General features: G+C 63.0%; 16 protein-coding genes. 11 read left to right on the top strand and 5 right to left on the bottom strand.

The window, feature by feature from the left end; translation table 11 throughout:
* Positions 1-28 precede the first annotated feature (28 nt).
* Together hydA and NKI39_RS07495 are read left to right on the top strand one after the other, a co-directional pair.
* The gene (gene hydA, locus NKI39_RS07500; RefSeq protein ID WP_352621211.1) at positions 29-1480 is read left to right on the top strand and encodes a dihydropyrimidinase; all 1452 of its coding nucleotides are present in this window, start codon (positions 29-31) and stop codon (positions 1478-1480) included.
* Positions 1481-1509: 29 nt separating this feature from the next.
* Positions 1510-1851: a hypothetical protein gene (locus NKI39_RS07495; RefSeq protein WP_352831248.1), complete on the top strand. Its 342-nt coding sequence runs from the start codon at positions 1510-1512 to the stop codon at positions 1849-1851.
* 35 nt (positions 1852-1886) lie between these two features.
* On the opposite strand, the gene NKI39_RS07490 is transcribed toward NKI39_RS07495, so the two are convergent.
* The gene (locus tag NKI39_RS07490) at positions 1887-2291 is read right to left on the bottom strand and encodes a cupin domain-containing protein (protein WP_352831246.1); all 405 of its coding nucleotides are present in this window, start codon (positions 2289-2291) and stop codon (positions 1887-1889) included.
* Positions 2292-2452: 161 nt separating this feature from the next.
* Between NKI39_RS07490 and NKI39_RS07485 the strand changes: the two genes are divergently transcribed.
* The 5 genes from NKI39_RS07485 (at position 2453) to NKI39_RS07465 (ending at position 7307) form a co-directional block, all read left to right on the top strand.
* Positions 2453-3244, top strand: a complete 792-nt coding sequence (locus NKI39_RS07485) for an ABC transporter ATP-binding protein (RefSeq protein ID WP_352453396.1) — start codon at positions 2453-2455, stop codon at positions 3242-3244.
* Positions 3245-3692: 448 nt separating this feature from the next.
* The gene (locus tag NKI39_RS07480) at positions 3693-4571 is read left to right on the top strand and encodes an ABC transporter permease (RefSeq protein WP_352831244.1); all 879 of its coding nucleotides are present in this window, start codon (positions 3693-3695) and stop codon (positions 4569-4571) included.
* Positions 4568-5704, top strand: coding sequence for an ABC transporter permease (locus NKI39_RS07475; RefSeq protein ID WP_352501093.1), 1137 nt, complete (start codon positions 4568-4570; stop codon positions 5702-5704). Before NKI39_RS07480 ends, NKI39_RS07475 begins: the two co-directional genes overlap by 4 nt.
* A 40-nt stretch (positions 5705-5744) precedes the next feature.
* A complete protein-coding gene (locus tag NKI39_RS07470; protein WP_352471510.1) occupies positions 5745-6716 on the top strand; it encodes an ABC transporter substrate-binding protein in 972 nt (323 codons plus the stop codon).
* A gap of 147 nt (positions 6717-6863) precedes the next feature.
* Positions 6864-7307, top strand: coding sequence for a CHRD domain-containing protein (locus NKI39_RS07465; RefSeq protein ID WP_352471512.1), 444 nt, complete (start codon positions 6864-6866; stop codon positions 7305-7307).
* 40 nt (positions 7308-7347) lie between these two features.
* Here the strand turns inward: NKI39_RS07465 and NKI39_RS07460 are convergent, their stop codons facing one another.
* The 3 genes from NKI39_RS07460 to NKI39_RS07450 all read right to left on the bottom strand — a co-directional run bounded on the left by NKI39_RS07460 (position 7348) and on the right by NKI39_RS07450 (position 11183).
* The gene (locus NKI39_RS07460) at positions 7348-8997 is read right to left on the bottom strand and encodes a thiamine pyrophosphate-binding protein (RefSeq protein WP_352831243.1); all 1650 of its coding nucleotides are present in this window, start codon (positions 8995-8997) and stop codon (positions 7348-7350) included.
* Entirely contained in the window at positions 8994-10169 is a 1176-nt protein-coding gene (locus tag NKI39_RS07455) for a CaiB/BaiF CoA transferase family protein (RefSeq protein WP_352571797.1), read from the bottom strand. Before NKI39_RS07455 ends, NKI39_RS07460 begins: the two co-directional genes overlap by 4 nt.
* 78 nt (positions 10170-10247) lie before the next feature.
* Positions 10248-11183 (bottom strand): alpha/beta fold hydrolase, encoded by a 936-nt coding sequence (locus NKI39_RS07450; RefSeq protein WP_352831241.1) that lies wholly within the window; start codon positions 11181-11183, stop codon positions 10248-10250.
* Between the two features lie 266 nt (positions 11184-11449).
* Here NKI39_RS07450 and NKI39_RS07445 point away from each other — a divergent pair, with 266 nt between their 5' ends.
* The 4 genes from NKI39_RS07445 (at position 11450) to NKI39_RS07430 (ending at position 14504) form a co-directional block, all read left to right on the top strand.
* Positions 11450-12235, top strand: a complete 786-nt coding sequence (locus NKI39_RS07445) for an alpha/beta fold hydrolase (protein ID WP_352539492.1) — start codon at positions 11450-11452, stop codon at positions 12233-12235.
* Positions 12232-12681, top strand: coding sequence for a MarR family winged helix-turn-helix transcriptional regulator (locus NKI39_RS07440; RefSeq protein ID WP_352709703.1), 450 nt, complete (start codon positions 12232-12234; stop codon positions 12679-12681). Before NKI39_RS07445 ends, NKI39_RS07440 begins: the two co-directional genes overlap by 4 nt.
* Before the next feature lie 120 nt (positions 12682-12801).
* Positions 12802-13815, top strand: a complete 1014-nt coding sequence (locus NKI39_RS07435) for a ribonuclease T2 family protein (RefSeq protein ID WP_352709702.1) — start codon at positions 12802-12804, stop codon at positions 13813-13815.
* Positions 13816-13889: 74 nt separating this feature from the next.
* Positions 13890-14504 (top strand): hypothetical protein, encoded by a 615-nt coding sequence (locus NKI39_RS07430; RefSeq protein ID WP_352471520.1) that lies wholly within the window; start codon positions 13890-13892, stop codon positions 14502-14504.
* A 27-nt stretch (positions 14505-14531) separates the two neighbouring features.
* Here NKI39_RS07430 and NKI39_RS07425 read toward each other — a convergent pair whose 3' ends face one another.
* A complete protein-coding gene (locus NKI39_RS07425) occupies positions 14532-15827 on the bottom strand; it encodes a GGDEF domain-containing protein (protein ID WP_352831239.1) in 1296 nt (431 codons plus the stop codon).
* Between the last annotated feature and the right edge of the window lie 214 nt (positions 15828-16041).

Here is a 16041-nt window from a genome sequence, read left to right as displayed (position 1 = left end):
AGCGCGAAGAGAATAAGGGAACAAGAAAATGTCCAAAGTCATCAAGAATGGCACCATCGTCACCGCCGACCGCACGTGGAAGGCCGACGTGCTGTTCAAGCACGGCAAGATCATCGGCATCGGCTCGGATTTGCATGGCGACCATGAGTTCGACGCCAGCGGCTGCTATGTGATGCCGGGCGGCATCGACCCGCATACCCATCTCGAAATGCCGTTCATGGGCACCTATTCGGCCGACGACTTTGAATCCGGTACCCGCGCGGCCCTTGCCGGCGGCACGACGATGGTCGTCGATTTCTGCCTGCCGGCGCCGCAGCAATCGCTGCTCGAGGCCCTGCAGATGTGGGACAACAAGACTTCGAAGGCGTCCTGTGACTATTCCTTCCACATGGCGATCACCTGGTGGGGCAAGCAGGTGTTCGACGAGATGGCCACCGTCGTCGACAGGGGCATTACCTCGTTCAAGCATTTCATGGCCTACAAGGGCGCGCTGATGGTCGATGACGACGAGCTCTATTCGTCGTTCCAGCGCTGTGCCGATCTTGGCGCGCTGCCGCTGGTCCATGCCGAGAATGGCGACGTGGTGGCGGCGCTGTCGCAGAAGCTGCTGGCGGCGGGCAACAGCGGCCCGGAGGGGCACGCCTATTCGCGCCCGCCTGAAGTCGAAGGCGAGGCGACCAACCGCGCCATCATGATCGCCGACATGGCCGGTGTGCCGCTCTATGTCGTGCATGTCTCCTGCGAGCAGGCGCACGAAGCCATCCGCCGGGCGCGCCAGAAAGGCATGCGGGTATTCGGCGAGCCGCTGATCCAGCACCTGACGCTGGACGAGAGCGAATATTTCAACAAGGACTGGGACCATGCGGCGCGCCGGGTGATGAGCCCGCCCTTCCGCAACAAACTGCACCAGGATTCGCTGTGGGCCGGCCTGCAGGCCGGGTCGCTGCAAGTGGTGGCGACCGACCATTGTGCCTTCACCACCAAACAGAAGCGCAACGGCGTCGGCGACTTCACCAAGATCCCGAACGGCACGGGCGGGCTCGAGGATCGTTTGCCGGTGCTGTGGACGACCGGCGTCAAGACCGGCCGGCTGACGATGAACGAGTTCGTCGCGGTGACCTCGACCAACATCGCCAAGATCCTCAACATGTACCCGAAGAAGGGCGCCATCGTCGAAGGCGCGGACGCCGACATCATCGTATGGGACCCGAAGCGCAAGAAGAAGATCACGGCCAAGAAGCAGCAGTCGGTGATCGACTACAATGTCTTCGAAGGTTTTGAGGTAACCGGCCTGCCGCGCTTCGTCTTCTCGCGCGGCGAACTGTCGATCGAGGAAAACGAGGTCAAGGCGAAGCCCGGCCATGGCGAGTTCGTCGCTCGCGAGCCGAACGCGGCGGTCAACCGGGCGCTGTCGACGTGGAAGGAGATTTCCGCGCCGCGCAAGGTGGAACGGACGGGCATCCCGGCGACGGGCGTTTGAGCTTGGCGAGCCACGGAGCGATTATCTCGATGGCCGCGGTGATCCTTGCCGCCGGGCCGGCGGCGGCTGACGTCCTTGCCGGCTCCTTTGGCAATGAGGTCGGTTGCGCTGATGTACGGCTCGGTTATCAGGACAGCGACGATTATGTCGTGCTGACCGCCGACGGCGTCGAAACCTATGGCAGCGGCTGCCAGTTCGCACAGCGATTGACGACGGCGCCTGGCACCCTGTTGTTGAGCTCCAGCTGTTTCGCCGAGGGCGAGGAGGGCACGACGACGGATGTCGTCAAGGTCATCAACAGAGGAGGGGACGGTTTCTTCGTGACCATTCCCGGCCTTGAGGAGATAGGGCCGCTGAAATCATGTTCGTGACGGTGCCGATGACGACCGCTGCCTCGATGCCGGCGTCAGGCGACCAACCCGTCCAGTTCCGGCAGCAGGACGACGCTTTCCTGTTCGTTGGGATCGGTGCGGGCAATGACCGCCGAGGCGGGGCCGTCGCTCAGATTGGCCGGCAGATGCGGCACGCCGGGGGGAATATAGAAAAGATCGCCGGCCTTGACCACGATATGCTGTTCGAGCCGGTCGCCATACCAGGTATGGACTTCGCCGGAGAGCACATAGATCGCGGTTTCATGGTTTTCGTGCATATGCGCCTTGGCGCGGGCACCCGGCGGCATGGTCAGCAGATGCATGCAGATGCCGGACGAGCCGACTGTTTCGGCGGCGATACCGCCGAAATAACTCAGGCCCTGCTTGCCTTCATAAGAGCTTTCAGGGCGGATAAGATGGCAAGTCGGTTTGGGCGACATCGGGGCAACTCCGGGCGTCTATCTGATGGGACAAGGGCGTGTAAAACTGGGGCGCGTAAAACTGGGGCGAGTAGGACTGGGCGAGTGGAAAGCAACATCGGGGTAAAATCAATGGGATTCCGGCCGGCGCCGCAGTGGCCGGAAGCGACAGGCTACGGCCGATGACGGGAGTATCGCCAGCCGTTGTTTCGGCAAGCAAGCTTGGCCTGACCTTCCAGACCAATGATGGTCCGGTGCAGGCGCTGTCGAATGTCGACCTGACGATCGGCAAGGGGGAATTCGTGTCCTTCATCGGGCCCTCCGGCTGCGGCAAGACGACCTTGCTGCGCGTCATCGCCGATCTGGAGAAGCCGACATCGGGAGCCATCTCCGTCAACGGCATGACGCCCGAGCAGGCGCGCCAGAGCCGCGCCTATGGCTATGTCTTCCAGGCGGCCGCACTTTATCCGTGGCGCACGATCGAGCGCAATGTGGCACTGCCGCTGGAGATCATGGGCCTGTCCAGGGCGGAGCAGGCGGCGCGCATCAAGCGCACCCTCGACCTTGTCAACCTCAGCGGCTTCGAGAAGAAATACCCCTGGCAGCTTTCGGGGGGCATGCAGCAGCGCGCCTCGATCGCGCGGGCGCTCGCCTTCGACGCCGATCTTTTGTTGATGGACGAGCCGTTCGGCGCGCTGGACGAGATCGTGCGCGATCACCTCAACGAACAGCTGCTGGAGCTTTGGGAGCGCACCAACAAGACTATCTGCTTCGTCACCCATTCGATCCCTGAGGCGGTCTATCTGTCGACGCGCATCGTCGTCATGTCGCCGCGCCCGGGGCGTGTCAGCGACGTCATAGAATCGACGCTGCCGAAAAAGCGACCGCTCGATATCCGCGAGACGCCGGAGTTCCTGGCCATCGCGGCACGCGTGCGCGACGGGCTGAGGGCAGGGCACAGCTATGATGATTGAGGGCGCGCGCGACGGGCTTGCGCGTTCGACGCAGGAGGTGCATCGCCCTCGCGAGGGACGCGCTAACCGTGCTTTCGTCATCCTAGGGCGGAGCCGCCGCGAAGCGGCGTGCGCAGACCCTAGGATCCATGCCGTGATGTCGGGCGAAACGCGCAAGCGGTCGAGAATAAGCGTTACGCAGAGCGGTGCGGAGGGAGCCATTTTCAGCACCGTTGCGGAGCGGGAAGATAATGGCATGGATCCTAGGGTCTGCGCCGCGTCGCTTCGCTCCTTGCTTCGCCCTAGGATGACGAAAGCGTGGTGGGGCGCTCCCGATACGCACGCCGCTTCGCGGCGGTTCCGCCCTAGGATGACAAAAGCGCGGTCACCCTCACCCGGCCTCCGCTTCGCTCCAGTCACCCTCTCCCCGTTGGGGAGAGGAGGGCGCTTACCCGGCGAGGCCTGCTAGATGGACTCGTTTCGCGACAAGATCGTTCCGGTGACCTCGATCCTCCTGGGCGTTGTCGTCGTCTGGTACGTCATGGCCGTCATCCTCAACACGCCGTTCCAGCGCGATCTCGACCGCCGCGCCAATCAGACGCCGGGTATTGTGGAATTCATCGGCAAGACGCTGGTACAGCCGAAGCCGACGCTGCCGGCACCGCATCAGGTGGCGGTGAATTTTTTCGAAAACACCTTTCTGCGCAGCATCACCTCGAACCGCAGCCTTGTCTACAATGCCTGGGTGACGCTGTCGTCAACGCTGCTCGGCTTTGCTTTCGGCACGGCGCTCGGCATCGTCATCGCCGTCGGCATCGTCCATGTGGCGACGCTCGACCGCAGTCTGATGCCGTGGATCATCGCCTCGCAGACCATTCCGATCCTGGCGGTGGCGCCGATGATCATCGTCGTGCTGGCGGCGGTCGGCATCACCGGGCTTATCCCGAAGGCGCTGATCTCGACCTATCTGTCGTTCTTTCCGGTGGCAGTCGGCATGGTGAAGGGACTGCGCTCGCCCGAGCTTACCCATCTCGACCTGATGCACACCTATAATGCCAGTGCCTCGCAGACCTTCTGGAAATTGCGGGTGCCGGCTTCGGTGCCGTTCCTGTTTACCTCGATGAAGGTGGCGGTGGCCGCCAGCCTGGTCGGCGCCATCGTCGGCGAGTTGCCGACCGGCGCCGTCGCCGGCATCGGCGCCAAATTGCTCGCCGGCGCCTACTACAGCCAGACCATCGACATCTGGTCGGCTCTGGTTGCCGGGTCGGTGGTCGCGGCGCTGCTGGTGATGGTCGTCGGCATCGCCGGGCGCCTTGTCGACCGCGCCATGGGCGGGAGGCCGGCATGAGCTCCATCCTGAGCCTTTCCTCAATCACGCCTCGATCCTGGCAGGGGTATGCAGCGCTTGTCCTGCTTGCCGGCGCGCTGCTTCTTTGGCCGCTCGTCAGCGCTACGCCCGGTTACGGCATGGCAACTGCGGTTTTGATTTTCATTTTGCTGCTCGTGGCAATCGAGGCCGACAACTTTCCACCGATGATCGGGGTGGTGTTGCTGTTCCTTGGCGCGCATGGCGCAGCGTGGATGCTGCTCGCCGGCATAACCGGCAATGAGGGCAGCGCTCGCGCATCCTTCTATCTGCTGCTCGTCGCGGCGTGGTTTTTGGCCTGGCGCTGCGTAACGGTCTTGTCGTCGTTTCGCCCGACGTCGCGCTGGGCGTCAACCGCCCTGCGCCTGATCATTCCGGCCATCTTCGGCGCCTGGATCCTGATCATCTGGGAGGCGGTGACGCGTGGTGCCGGCATTCCCTTCATCCTGTTGCCGCCGCCAAGCGCCATCGGTGCACGCATCGTCGGCTCGTTGCCGGTGCTGGGGGCCGATGTCAGGCAGACCATCTTCAAGGCTGTTATCTTCGGCTATGTGGTGGGGAGCAGCGCCGGCTTCCTCGTTGCCATCGCCGCCGACCGCGTGCCGTTCCTGCGGCGCGGGCTTTTGCCGATCGGCAATATGGTGTCGGCGCTGCCGATCATCGGCGTCGCGCCGATCATGGTCATGTGGTTCGGCTTCGACTGGCAGTCGAAGGCAGCGGTGGTCATCATCATGACCTTCTTCCCGATGCTGGTGAACACCGTCGCCGGGCTTGCCGCCTCCGGCCATATGGAGCGCGACCTGATGCGCACCTATGCCTCGAGCTACTGGCAGACGCTGTTCAAGCTGCGGCTGCCGGCGGCGGCACCCTTCATCTTCAATGCGTTGAAGATCAATTCGACGCTGGCGCTGATCGGCGCCATCGTCGCCGAGTTCTTCGGCACGCCGGTGGTCGGCATGGGATTCCGCATTTCGACGGAAGTCGGGCGGATGAACATCGACATGGTGTGGGCGGAAATCGCAGTTGCAGCACTTGCGGGTTCGGTCTTTTATGGCGTGGTCGCTCTTTTCGAGAGAGCAGTCACGTTTTGGCATCCCTCTGTCCGTGGTGGATAGGGGCGGTGGGTTTAGGGCGCTAACTTCAGAGGGTAAAAACATGAAAAGACTTGTTGTTTCGATGCTGGCCGGCGCGATGTCGCTTGCCGCGTTCCAGGCGATGGCCGCGGACAAGGTGACGCTGCAGCTGAAATGGGTCACCCAGGCACAGTTCGCCGGCTATTATGTCGCCAAGGCCAAGGGCTTCTATGAAGCCGAGGGCCTCGACGTCGACATCAAGCCCGGCGGCCCGGACATTGCGCCCGAGCAGGTCATCGCCGGCGGCGGCGCCGACGTCATCGTCGATTGGATGGGCGGTGCGCTGGCTGCGCGCGAGAAGGGCGTGCCGCTGGTCAACATCGCCCAGCCATTCAAGAAGGCCGGCATGGAGCTGGTCTGCCCGAAGGACGGGCCGGTCAAGACGGAAGCCGACTTCAAGGGCCACACGCTCGGCGTCTGGTTCTTCGGCAACGAGTATCCGTTCTATGCCTGGATGAACAAGCTTGGCCTCAAGACCGATGGCGGGCCGGACGGCGTCACCGTGCTCAAGCAGAGCTTTGACGTGCAGCCGCTGATCCAGAAGCAGGCGGATTGCATTTCGGTCATGACCTATAACGAGTACTGGCAGCTCATCGACGCCGGCTATAAGCCGGAAGAGCTGACCGTCTTCAACTATTCCGCCATGGGCAACGATCTGCTCGAAGACGGGCTCTATGCCCTGGAGGACAAGCTCAAGGATCCGGCCTTCGAGGACAAGATGGTGCGTTTCGTGCGCGCTTCGATGAAGGGTTGGAAATACGCCGTCGACCATTCCGACGAAGCGGCCGGCATCGTCATGGACAATGGCGGCCAGGACGAGAATCACCAAAAGCGCATGATGGGCGAAGTCGCCAAGCTGATCGACAATGCCGATGGCAAGCTCGATCCGGCGACCTACGAGCGCACCGCCAAGGCGCTGCTCGACCAGAAGATCATCAGCAAGGAGCCTACCGGCGCCTACACGACGGCGATCACCGACAAGGCCATCAAATAGGGCTGTCAAACTGGCTTGTAGCGGAAAAGGGGCGGGCGACCGCCCCTTTTTAGTGGGAGGTAAAATAAACGTTACCGGCGGAAACATCCGCTCGCAAAATCGTTGTGCCGGTGCATCCGCCTCAAGGGTGTCACAACGGAGGTTTCCATGCGCATCCAGTCCTTCACGCCGATGCTTTCGGCGCTGGCCATTTCTGCAGCCATCTTCTCTGCTTCACCGGCCTTGGCCGAAACCATGAAGATGACGGCGACGCTCGATGGTGCTCAGCAGAACCCGCCCGTCACCACGAAGGGCAAGGGCACCGCCACGCTCAGGTTCAACACCGCCACCAAGAAACTCAGCTGGACCGTGAGATATTCCGGCCTCAGCGGGCCGGCGAAGGCCGCACACATTCACGGCCCGGCGGCAAAGGGTCAAAACGCCGATCCGGTGGTGCCGTTCGAAGGCAAGCTGAAGAGCCCGATCAAGGGTTCGGCGACATTGACCGATGCCCAGGCCACCGATCTTGAGGCTGGCAAATATTACGTCAACATCCACACCGCGGCCCATGCGGACGGCGAGATCCGCGGCCAGATCGAGAAGGCCAAATAGGCAGATCACGACGACAAAACAGGGCAATCATCCTGTTTTGTCAGGCCTTGTCGCGAATCTGGGACATCGTGCGGGTCGGCGTGATGGCTTCAGGGTCGAGCCGGATCTCTACGATCGACGGCTTGCCGCTGGCCCGCGCTCGCTCGAAGGCCGCCGCGAAGTCGGCGGTCTTTTCCACCGTCTCGCCATGGCCGCCATAGGCACGAGCCAAAGCAGAAAAGTCGGGATTCTTCAAGTCCGTGGCGACGACACGGCCGGGATATTCGCGCTCCTGATGCATGCGGATGGTGCCGTAGATGCCATTGTTGACGACGATGACGATGATCGGCAGCCCGTATTGCACGGCGGTGGCGAATTCCTGGCCGTTCATCAGGAAACAGCCGTCGCCGGCGAAGGCGATCACGTCGCGGTCGGGGAAAAGCTGCTTGGCGGCGACCGCCGCCGGCGTGCCGTAGCCCATCGAGCCGGATGTGGGTGCTGCCTGCGTGCCGAAACGCCGGAAGCGATGGTAGCGATGCACCCAGGTGGCGTAGTTGCCGGCGCCATTGGTGAGGATGGCGTCGTCCGGCAGCATCGTTTCGAGATAATTCATGATCGGCCCCATCTGGACGGCGCCGGGGCCGCTCTCCGGAGGCGTCGACCAGTCGAGATAGGCGGCGTGCAGCTTCGCTGCCTCAGCCGCCCACACCGGTGTTGCGGCCGGCTTGCGTCCGGCAAAGGCTTCGACGAAAGCGGCAGGCGAGGCATTGATCGCCAGCGCCGGCCGGTAGACGCGGCCGAGTTCGCCGGCGTCGGCATGGATATGGACCAGCGTCTGGTCGGGGTAGGGACTCTTCAGCAGCGTGTAGTCGGATGACGGCATCTCGCCCATGCGGCCGCCGATCAGCAGTACAAGGTCGGCCTGCTTGATGGCGGTTGCTACCTTGGGATTGATGCCGATGCCGACATCGCCGGCATAGTTCGGGTGGAGATGGTCGAACAGCATCTGGCGGCGGAAGGAGCAGCCGACCGGCAGCGACCAGGCTTCGGCTATCGTCCGCATCCGTGCAACGGCCTGCGCGTCCCAGCGCGTACCGCCGAGGATGACGAAGGGCCGCTTTGCCTGGTTGAGCAACAGTTCCAGTGCGTCGAGCTCGACTTCGCCAGGCCGCGTCTCGACAGGGGTATAATGCCGGGCGTCCGGTGCCTCCGCGAGGCTGGTCAGCATGTCTTCGGGCAGCGAGATGACGACCGGGCCCGGGCGACCGGACGTCGCCACCGCAAAGGCGCGTGTGACGAATTCGGGTATGCGTGCGGCGTCGTCGATCTCGACCACCCATTTGGCGATATCGCCGAAGAACCTGACGTAGTCGACCTCCTGGAAGGCCTCGCGCCCCTTGGCGTGGCTGGCGACCTGGCCGATGAACAGGATGAGGGGGACCGAATCCTGCATCGCGATGTGGATGCCGGCCGAGGCATTGGTGGCGCCTGGGCCGCGGGTGACAAAGCAGATGCCGGGCCTGCCGGTCAGGCGGCCGTGGCAGTCGGCCATCATTGCGGCACCGCCCTCCTGGCGGCAGACGATTGTGCGCATCGGTGAATCATGCAGCGCGTCGAGCACCGCCAGATAGGATTCGCCAGGTACGCAATAGATACGGTCCGTTCCGTTGGCTTCGAGCGCATCGACGATGAGTTGTCCGCCGGTCTTCATTTTCCTGACCTCTCCAGTTCGGCAAGGATTTCTTCGGTGTGTTCGCCGAGACGCGGTGACGGACGTTCATAGACCAGCGGCGTGCCGGACATGACCATCGGCGCCCGCACCGAGGGCAAGAGATTGCCATGGCCGTCATCGAGGTCGAGCCGCATGCCGCGCGCGATGGTCTGCGGGTCGGCAAACATCTGGCCGATGTTGTTGATCGGGCTGGCCGGCACTCCGGCAGTCTCAAGTCTGGCCAGCAACGGGTCGCGATCGAAGGCTTTCAGCGCCTCGATCATATGCTCGCGCAGCTTTGCCCGGTTGGCGACGCGGGCGGGATTGGTGGCGAAGTCAGGGTTCGACGCCAGCTCATCGAGGCCGACGGCAGCGCAGAACTTTGCGAACTGGCCATCATTGCCGACCGCCAGGATGATGTGGCCATTTTTCACCGGCACCACTTCGTAGGGCGCGATGTTCATATGCGCATTGCCCATCTGCACCGGCGACTGTCCGGAGACGAGATAGTTGAGGTTCTGGTTGCCGAGCGTCGAGATCTGGGTGTCGTAGAGCGCCATGTCGATATGCTGGCCTTCGCCGGTCTTCTCGGCATGGCGAAGCGCCGCCTGGATGGCGATGACCGAATAAAGCCCGGTGAAAACATCTGAAATAGCGACGCCCGCCTTTTGCGGTTCGCGGCCGGCTTCGCCGGTGATCGACATCATGCCGGCCATGCCCTGGATGATGAAATCATAGCCGGCACGCGGCGCATACGGTCCCGACTGGCCAAAACCGGTGATCGAGCAATAGATCAGCCGCGAGTTGATTTTCCTCAGGCTGTCATAGTCGAGGCCGTATTTCTTCAGTCCGCCGACTTTGAAGTTTTCGATCAGCACATCCGATGTCGCGACCAGCCGGCGCACCGTCTCGGCACCCTCGGGCGTCGAGAAGTCGATGGCGATGGAGCGCTTGCCGCGGTTGCAGGAATGGTAATAAGCGGCCGAAAGGTTCTCGCCGTCATGGCCGATGACGAAGGGCGGTCCCCATTTGCGGGTGTCGTCGCCGCCGTCCGGGCTCTCGACCTTGATCACGTCGGCGCCGAGGTCGGCAAGCAGCTGTCCGGCCCATGGCCCGGCGAGGATGCGTGCGAGTTCGATGACGCGGATGCCTTTGAGCGGAGGCTCAGTCATGGATCACCGTGGTTGATCGAAAGCGCAGCCTCTATCAATCCCGCGCGCCGCTGTCACGGCCCTTGCAATGGGCCAGTATCACTGTGCCCTCAGCACGCGGTCGGCCCAGGCGGCAAAATCCTCCATGATGATGTCTCGGTTGACCTCGTTCAGGCTTTCGTGGCGGGTTTTGGCGTAAACCTTTGAAACAAGATTCGAAAAACCCATCATGTGCATCCGGCCGGCAAGATGGCTGACCGCCTTGCCGCCGTCCGAGGCCGGATCTTGCTCGCCTCCGACCAGATTGACGAACAGGTCGCGCCGCACGCCGGAAAAATTGCGGTCGCTGCCGCAATGCAGCGTCATCATGACGATGTCCTGCCACATCGACACCGATGCGTCCCAGCCGCAAAGCGGGTCGGCGATGTATTTCTCGACTTCAACGGCATCGCGCGACAGCCAGTCGAACGGCGTCCGGTGATTGGGCACCGCCTTGCCCCAGGCCCGGAACGTCAGCCGGGGCAGCAGGCGCGACGGCACGTCTGAGCCAAGCCGGAACTTTTCCCAACCAAGCATGGCCAGCGCGATTTGGCTGAGCAGTCCGGCCGAGAAATTGCCGTTCCAGATCGCGGCGGCATGGATGCGCGCCGAGTGGCGGAGGACAAAATTCAGCGCGACCGACGCGCCCAAGGAGTGGCCGAAGACGATGATCGGCAGACCAGGTTGTTCCCTGGCGATGAGATCATGGACGGCGGCGACATCGGCGATGACCTTGGCACCGCCATCCGCATCGGCGAACCTGCCAGGTGGCGCGTCGGGCGCCTTGGTGGCGCCATGGCCACGGTGGTCGTGCGCGTAGACCTGGTAGCCGCGCTCGCCAAGGAAATCGGCGAAACGGGCATAGCGCGCCGCGTGCTCGGCCAACCCGTGATTGACCTGGACAATGGCGCGCGGTTGGCCGATGGCGTGTTTCACATAAAGGTTGAGCTCGGCGCCGGTCGGCGATGCCAGCATCCTCTGCTTGTCAAATGGCATGTCTCGCTCCCGTCGGCGACTGTTGGGCGACGCAGCGATCGACGTCAAGGGACGTAGGGTACCCATTCGACGGTAGTTGACAGCATGCTGTCAATGTGATTACATGACAGCATGCTGTCAAATGGTCAGCGGCAGATTGGGGGTAAGACTATGAAAACCACCGGGCCATTTCGCGGCGTGCAATCTTGCTGGCGGGCTTCGCCTTCACGACGGCCACTCTGTTGTCAGGGATTGCTGCGTTCAGTCAGGAAACCAGGGAGATGACCATGATGACGTCCACTGTTCCAGGCCCGCAAGGCCAGCTTGCCACTTATAGGATCAACGCCGGCAATGGCCTGCCGATCATGTTCCTGCATGGAGATTGCAGCCGCGCTTCCCACTGGGACCGGGTGATGCAGCTCTCCGTCGAAGGCCGCGAGGCGGTAGCCTTCGATTTTCGCGGTCATGGCGCCTCCGCGCCGGCGCAGGACGGTGACTATGGTTATGACGGTCGTGCAATGGATGTCGGTGCCGTGGCCGACGCGTTTGGCCTGAAGCGGTTTCTCATTGTCGCGCACAGCGGCGGCGGTGGCGTGGCGCTCGCTTATGCCGCCAGCCATGCCGACCGGGTCGCCGGTGTCTTGCTCGTCGACCCGGCGACCGATCCTCGTGCGCTGCCGCAGGCGATTCGTGACGGCTTTGTCCGCGATCTGGCCGGTCCGCAAGGCCGTGATGTCCTGAACGCCTATTACACGTCGATTGCCGGCCCTAACGCGGTTGTTCGCCAGCGTGTTCTGGCCGATGCGGCAGTGGTCGATCCGGCGGCGAGGGCAGGTGTCGGCAAGGCACTGGCCGAATGGAACCCGGAGCCGGCACTCGATGCGTATCGCGGGCCTATGTTCGTATTGGCTACCGAGGCCAGTGACACTCCAGCCGCGCTCTACCGGCTGCGCACGGACATTCCGCGCCAGATCGTGGCGGGCAGCGGCCATTGGGTGATGCTTGACAAGCCCGAGGTCGTAGCCGAAGCCGTTAATAATTTCGTCGCGACCATCGAGGCCGGCCAGAAATGACGACCAGGACCGAAGCGGCAAATGTGCTCACCGAACTGGTGCTTGCCGTGTTCAGGATGAACGGCAGTTTTCTGGATGCGGCCGACCGGCTGGCCGCTCCAACCGGGCTGACGGCAGCGCGCTGGCAGGTTTTGGGTGCAGTTTTGAAGGAGCCGAAATCTGTGGCCGACATCGCCCGCGACATGGGTCTCGCCCGTCAGAGTGTACAGCGGCTGGCCGACATACTGGCTGCGGAGGGGCTTGCCGCCTACGCCGACAACCCGGCGCATCGCCGCGCCAAGCTGTTGTCGATAACCGATGCCGGCCGGGCAGCGGTCAAGAATATCGGCACACGCCAGCATGTTTGGGCGAACCGCGTTTCGGAGGGTATGGACGCCGACGTGCTGAAAGCCTCGCTTGATCTGCTGCGCACCCTGACGGAACGGGTGGAGGCGAGCGGATCCTGATCGACCACGCGGGAGCCGTCTCAATGCGCTGGCGATTGTTTTTACGGCCGGCGAAAGAAATCGTAATTCTGACATGTCGCAAGTTTCTAGCTTGCGGCGTGAATCACGAGGAGTGCCGGAATGCGGATTTGGGCGATATGGGGGGCGGTGTTTCTTGCGTTTGCTGGCGCAAGCGCGGCGCGGGCCGATGTGAAGATGACCGGCTCTTTCGTCGCCGATGCCGCCTGTCCGGCAACGCAGGCGATCAAGAGCGGCAAGAATCCCGGCAATGTCTCGACCGCGGCTGGTCAGAGTTATGATCTGCTGGCCGGCAACAAGGACGCGCCCACGCACTACCTCATTCGCGTGCCGGGCGCCGATCCGGAGCGCCGCTGGGTCAAGATCAGCTGCGGTCATGTTTCGGGCGGCAGCGCGTCGACGATGCCGGCTGCACCGGCGCCTGCCGAGCCGAACAAGCCATCGGCGTCCGGAAAGCCGGAATATGTCTTCGCGCTGAGCTGGCAGCCGGCTTTTTGTGAGACCAAATCCAGCAAGGCCGAATGCCGTGCGCAGACCGCCGCCGGTTTCGATGCGACCCACTTCACCTTGCATGGATTGTGGCCGCAGCCGAACGGAAATTTCTATTGCCAGGTCGCGGCAAGCGACAAGGCGAACGACGATCCGGCACACTGGCGGGATTTGCCGTCGGTCACTCTTGACCCGAAAACGCGAGCGGAACTCGACCAGGTGATGCCGGGCACCGCGTCCGCCCTCGAAAGGCATGAATGGATCAAGCACGGCACCTGCTACGGCAAGAGCCAGCAGGAGTATTTCGCCGACGCCTTGAACCTGATGCGCGCGATGAATGCGTCGCCGGTGCGCGATCTCTTCATCAAGAACATCGGCAAGCAACTGACATCCGATCAGATACGCAGCACCTTCGACAGTGCCTTCGGCAAAGGCGCGGGCGACCGGGTCCGCGTGTCCTGCGTGGTCGATCCCTCGAACGGCAGGCGGCTGATCGGCGAACTGACGCTCGGCCTGACCGGCCCGATCGCTTCGAACGCTTCGCTCGGTGCCCTGCTGCTTGCCTCGGCGCCGACAGCCAAGGCTGGCTGCCCGAAGGGCGCGGTCGATGCCGTCGGGTTCCAGTAAACAGGCCGTACGCGACTGTCGCTTTGCACCGGGGATGGTATGATCCCGGGGGGCATCATTCATAGGGGGTGGCGATGAGTGGTATGACGGGCGGCGCGCTGGCGCGGCTGGCGTTCTGGGCCAAGGGCATGACGGCGATCCGCGACGGCCATATGGAGTGGCCGGGCTTTTCCTACACCGAAGTGGAGTGGGCTCGCATGACCACGCTCGCCAAACCCGTCGGCGGCGGCACCTACCAATTGTTTACGCTGGTCAACGCGGCGATCTTCATCGCCATCGCCGCGCTCGGGATGTTCTGTGTCTTCCTGCCGCTGGCGGCGCTGCTGTTCCCGGTACCGGCCGAAACCAGTGCGCTCAAGTTTTCGCTGCTCCTGGCGGCATGCGCCTTCCTGATCATCGGCATCGGCCTGCCGATTTCGCTGCGTCTTTCGACCACGCTCGTGGCGCCGAAGGCAATGCGGGCCGCGCTTGTCGCCGTGCCCGGCGACCAGGCGCTTGCGGCAAAAGTGTCATGGCAGATCAATCGGATCACGCTCGTGCTCTGCGGCCTGCTGGTACCGGGCATTCTTCTGTTCATTGCCTACGATATCGAAGCCGGCCCGATTATTACCGCGTTGAAATGGCTGGCGATCGCGCTGATGGCGGTTTCGGTTGCGATCGGCGGATGGCAGCGGCGCAAACAATCCTGATTGAGCCAATCGCAGGCCTGGGCAGCGTTACGCGCCGGCGCTGCGCTCCGGCCTGGTCCATGTGTTGCGGGCGTCTGCTTCGTTGCCGCCCGGTTCCCCGACAACGCGATCGCGTCCCGTGGATTTGGCCTTGTAGAGACGCTGGTCGGCCAGCGCAAAGAGATCGGCAAGGCAACGGGTCGTCTCGCTGACCGTCGAGATGCCGGCGCTGACGGTAATGTCGAACCGGCTGGTGCTCGCGGACGTCTTGACCGCTTGCCTGACGGTTTCACCCAGCAGCCTGGCGAGCGGCTGCGGACGCCAGCCGAGGATGGCGAATTCCTCACCGCCGATCCTGAACAATTGATCTTCGGTCCCGACAAGTTCGCCAAGCAAAATCGCCAGGGCTTTCAGCACCTTGTCTCCCTCGGCGTGGCCGAAGCGGTCGTTGATCGATTTGAAGTGGTCGACATCGATGATCAGCAGGCTGAGCGGCCTGGCGGTCCGCAGGCTGGCGGCGACGGCGGCCTCGCCATCGCTGTCGAAGCGCCCCCTGTGCAGGAGGCCGGTGAGGCCGTCGCGACCAACATGCTCGACCAGCGCCTCATAGCGCTCGCGATAGGTCAGCGTGTCGAAAATGTCGGAAAGCCCGCGCGGCGCCGGCACCTGCCGCGCCTCGAACCACCTGATATAGGCGACCAGCATGGTGCTGTAGACCAGGGCCGCTGCCATCTTGGCGAACCAGCCGCCGAAGAACACCGCGACCGGCGCACCGGTGACGAAATGCAGCGCCGTGAAAAAGCCTGCCTGGTCGAAGGTGAGCACGCAGGCGACGGAGACCAGGATGCGGGTGAAAAGCGCCTCGCGCAGGTATTTGCCGAGCTTTTCATAGAGCAGAATGATCAGGATGGCATCGACGAACAGCAGCGTCGTGCCCCACACCATCAGCCAGCCCATCTCATCGATGAAGCCGATGTCGGGAAGCTTGCCGTCGGGCAGCGGTGCGATGTCGTGCAGGCGCAGGATCAGCACGAGCCCGACCATCAGGGCATTGCCGAGCAGCAGGCCGTAAATCGGCTGCCGGACAGTTGCCGCGTCCTCCTTGATGTAGAGCAGGAGAAGCATCACCAGCTTGCCGGAAAACAGCACGGCCGAACCCGGCGATACCATGCCGAACGGCAGCGCGACGTAGAAGACGCTGGCGAGATAGGTTTCCAGGAAATGCATGACGCCAAGGGCGCAAACAAAGACGCCGAGGCCGATGCGGCCCCTGAACCGGAAAAGCGTGACCATGATGCCGAAATAGAGAACCGCTTCGGCAAAAAGCAGGAAACTGTTCAACACGGCCCGATCTCTCTCCCCGAAATCGCGGCTGCCAGCGATTTCCCATCCAACATTGTTTGACGCGGAATGATTAACCGGAGCTTTCGCCTGGGCGCCGGCACGAAATGAAGCGGCTAAGCGTTTGCGGCTGCGACCAAATCCGCCTGGAGCGGGTCATCGTTTCACGGAACCGCTGAACCGCTCCATCTTTTTTGTTTTGACGCAATTCCGGACG

The sequence above is a fragment of the Mesorhizobium sp. M0664 genome (genome assembly GCF_040320565.1).
Lineage (GTDB): Bacteria > Pseudomonadota > Alphaproteobacteria > Rhizobiales > Rhizobiaceae > Mesorhizobium.
The sequence above is the reverse complement of the archived record's forward strand: the minus strand, read 5'-3'. Positions and strand labels throughout refer to the sequence as shown.

Coding starts and splice junctions, on each gene's coding strand:
- NKI39_RS07455 (WP_352571797.1), bottom strand. CDS start 10,169: ATGACTGAGCCTCCGCTCAAAGGCATCCGCGTCATCGAACTCGCACGC.
- NKI39_RS07485 (WP_352453396.1), top strand. CDS start 2,453: ATGACGGGAGTATCGCCAGCCGTTGTTTCGGCAAGCAAGCTTGGCCTG.
- NKI39_RS07480 (WP_352831244.1), top strand. CDS start 3,693: ATGGACTCGTTTCGCGACAAGATCGTTCCGGTGACCTCGATCCTCCTG.
- hydA (WP_352621211.1), top strand. CDS start 29: ATGTCCAAAGTCATCAAGAATGGCACCATCGTCACCGCCGACCGCACG.
- NKI39_RS07435 (WP_352709702.1), top strand. CDS start 12,802: ATGCGGATTTGGGCGATATGGGGGGCGGTGTTTCTTGCGTTTGCTGGC.
- NKI39_RS07495 (WP_352831248.1), top strand. CDS start 1,510: ATGGCCGCGGTGATCCTTGCCGCCGGGCCGGCGGCGGCTGACGTCCTT.
- NKI39_RS07460 (WP_352831243.1), bottom strand. CDS start 8,997: ATGAAGACCGGCGGACAACTCATCGTCGATGCGCTCGAAGCCAACGGA.
- NKI39_RS07445 (WP_352539492.1), top strand. CDS start 11,450: ATGATGACGTCCACTGTTCCAGGCCCGCAAGGCCAGCTTGCCACTTAT.
- NKI39_RS07470 (WP_352471510.1), top strand. CDS start 5,745: ATGAAAAGACTTGTTGTTTCGATGCTGGCCGGCGCGATGTCGCTTGCC.
- NKI39_RS07450 (WP_352831241.1), bottom strand. CDS start 11,183: ATGCCATTTGACAAGCAGAGGATGCTGGCATCGCCGACCGGCGCCGAG.
- NKI39_RS07440 (WP_352709703.1), top strand. CDS start 12,232: ATGACGACCAGGACCGAAGCGGCAAATGTGCTCACCGAACTGGTGCTT.
- NKI39_RS07430 (WP_352471520.1), top strand. CDS start 13,890: ATGAGTGGTATGACGGGCGGCGCGCTGGCGCGGCTGGCGTTCTGGGCC.
- NKI39_RS07465 (WP_352471512.1), top strand. CDS start 6,864: ATGCGCATCCAGTCCTTCACGCCGATGCTTTCGGCGCTGGCCATTTCT.
- NKI39_RS07475 (WP_352501093.1), top strand. CDS start 4,568: ATGAGCTCCATCCTGAGCCTTTCCTCAATCACGCCTCGATCCTGGCAG.
- NKI39_RS07490 (WP_352831246.1), bottom strand. CDS start 2,291: ATGTCGCCCAAACCGACTTGCCATCTTATCCGCCCTGAAAGCTCTTAT.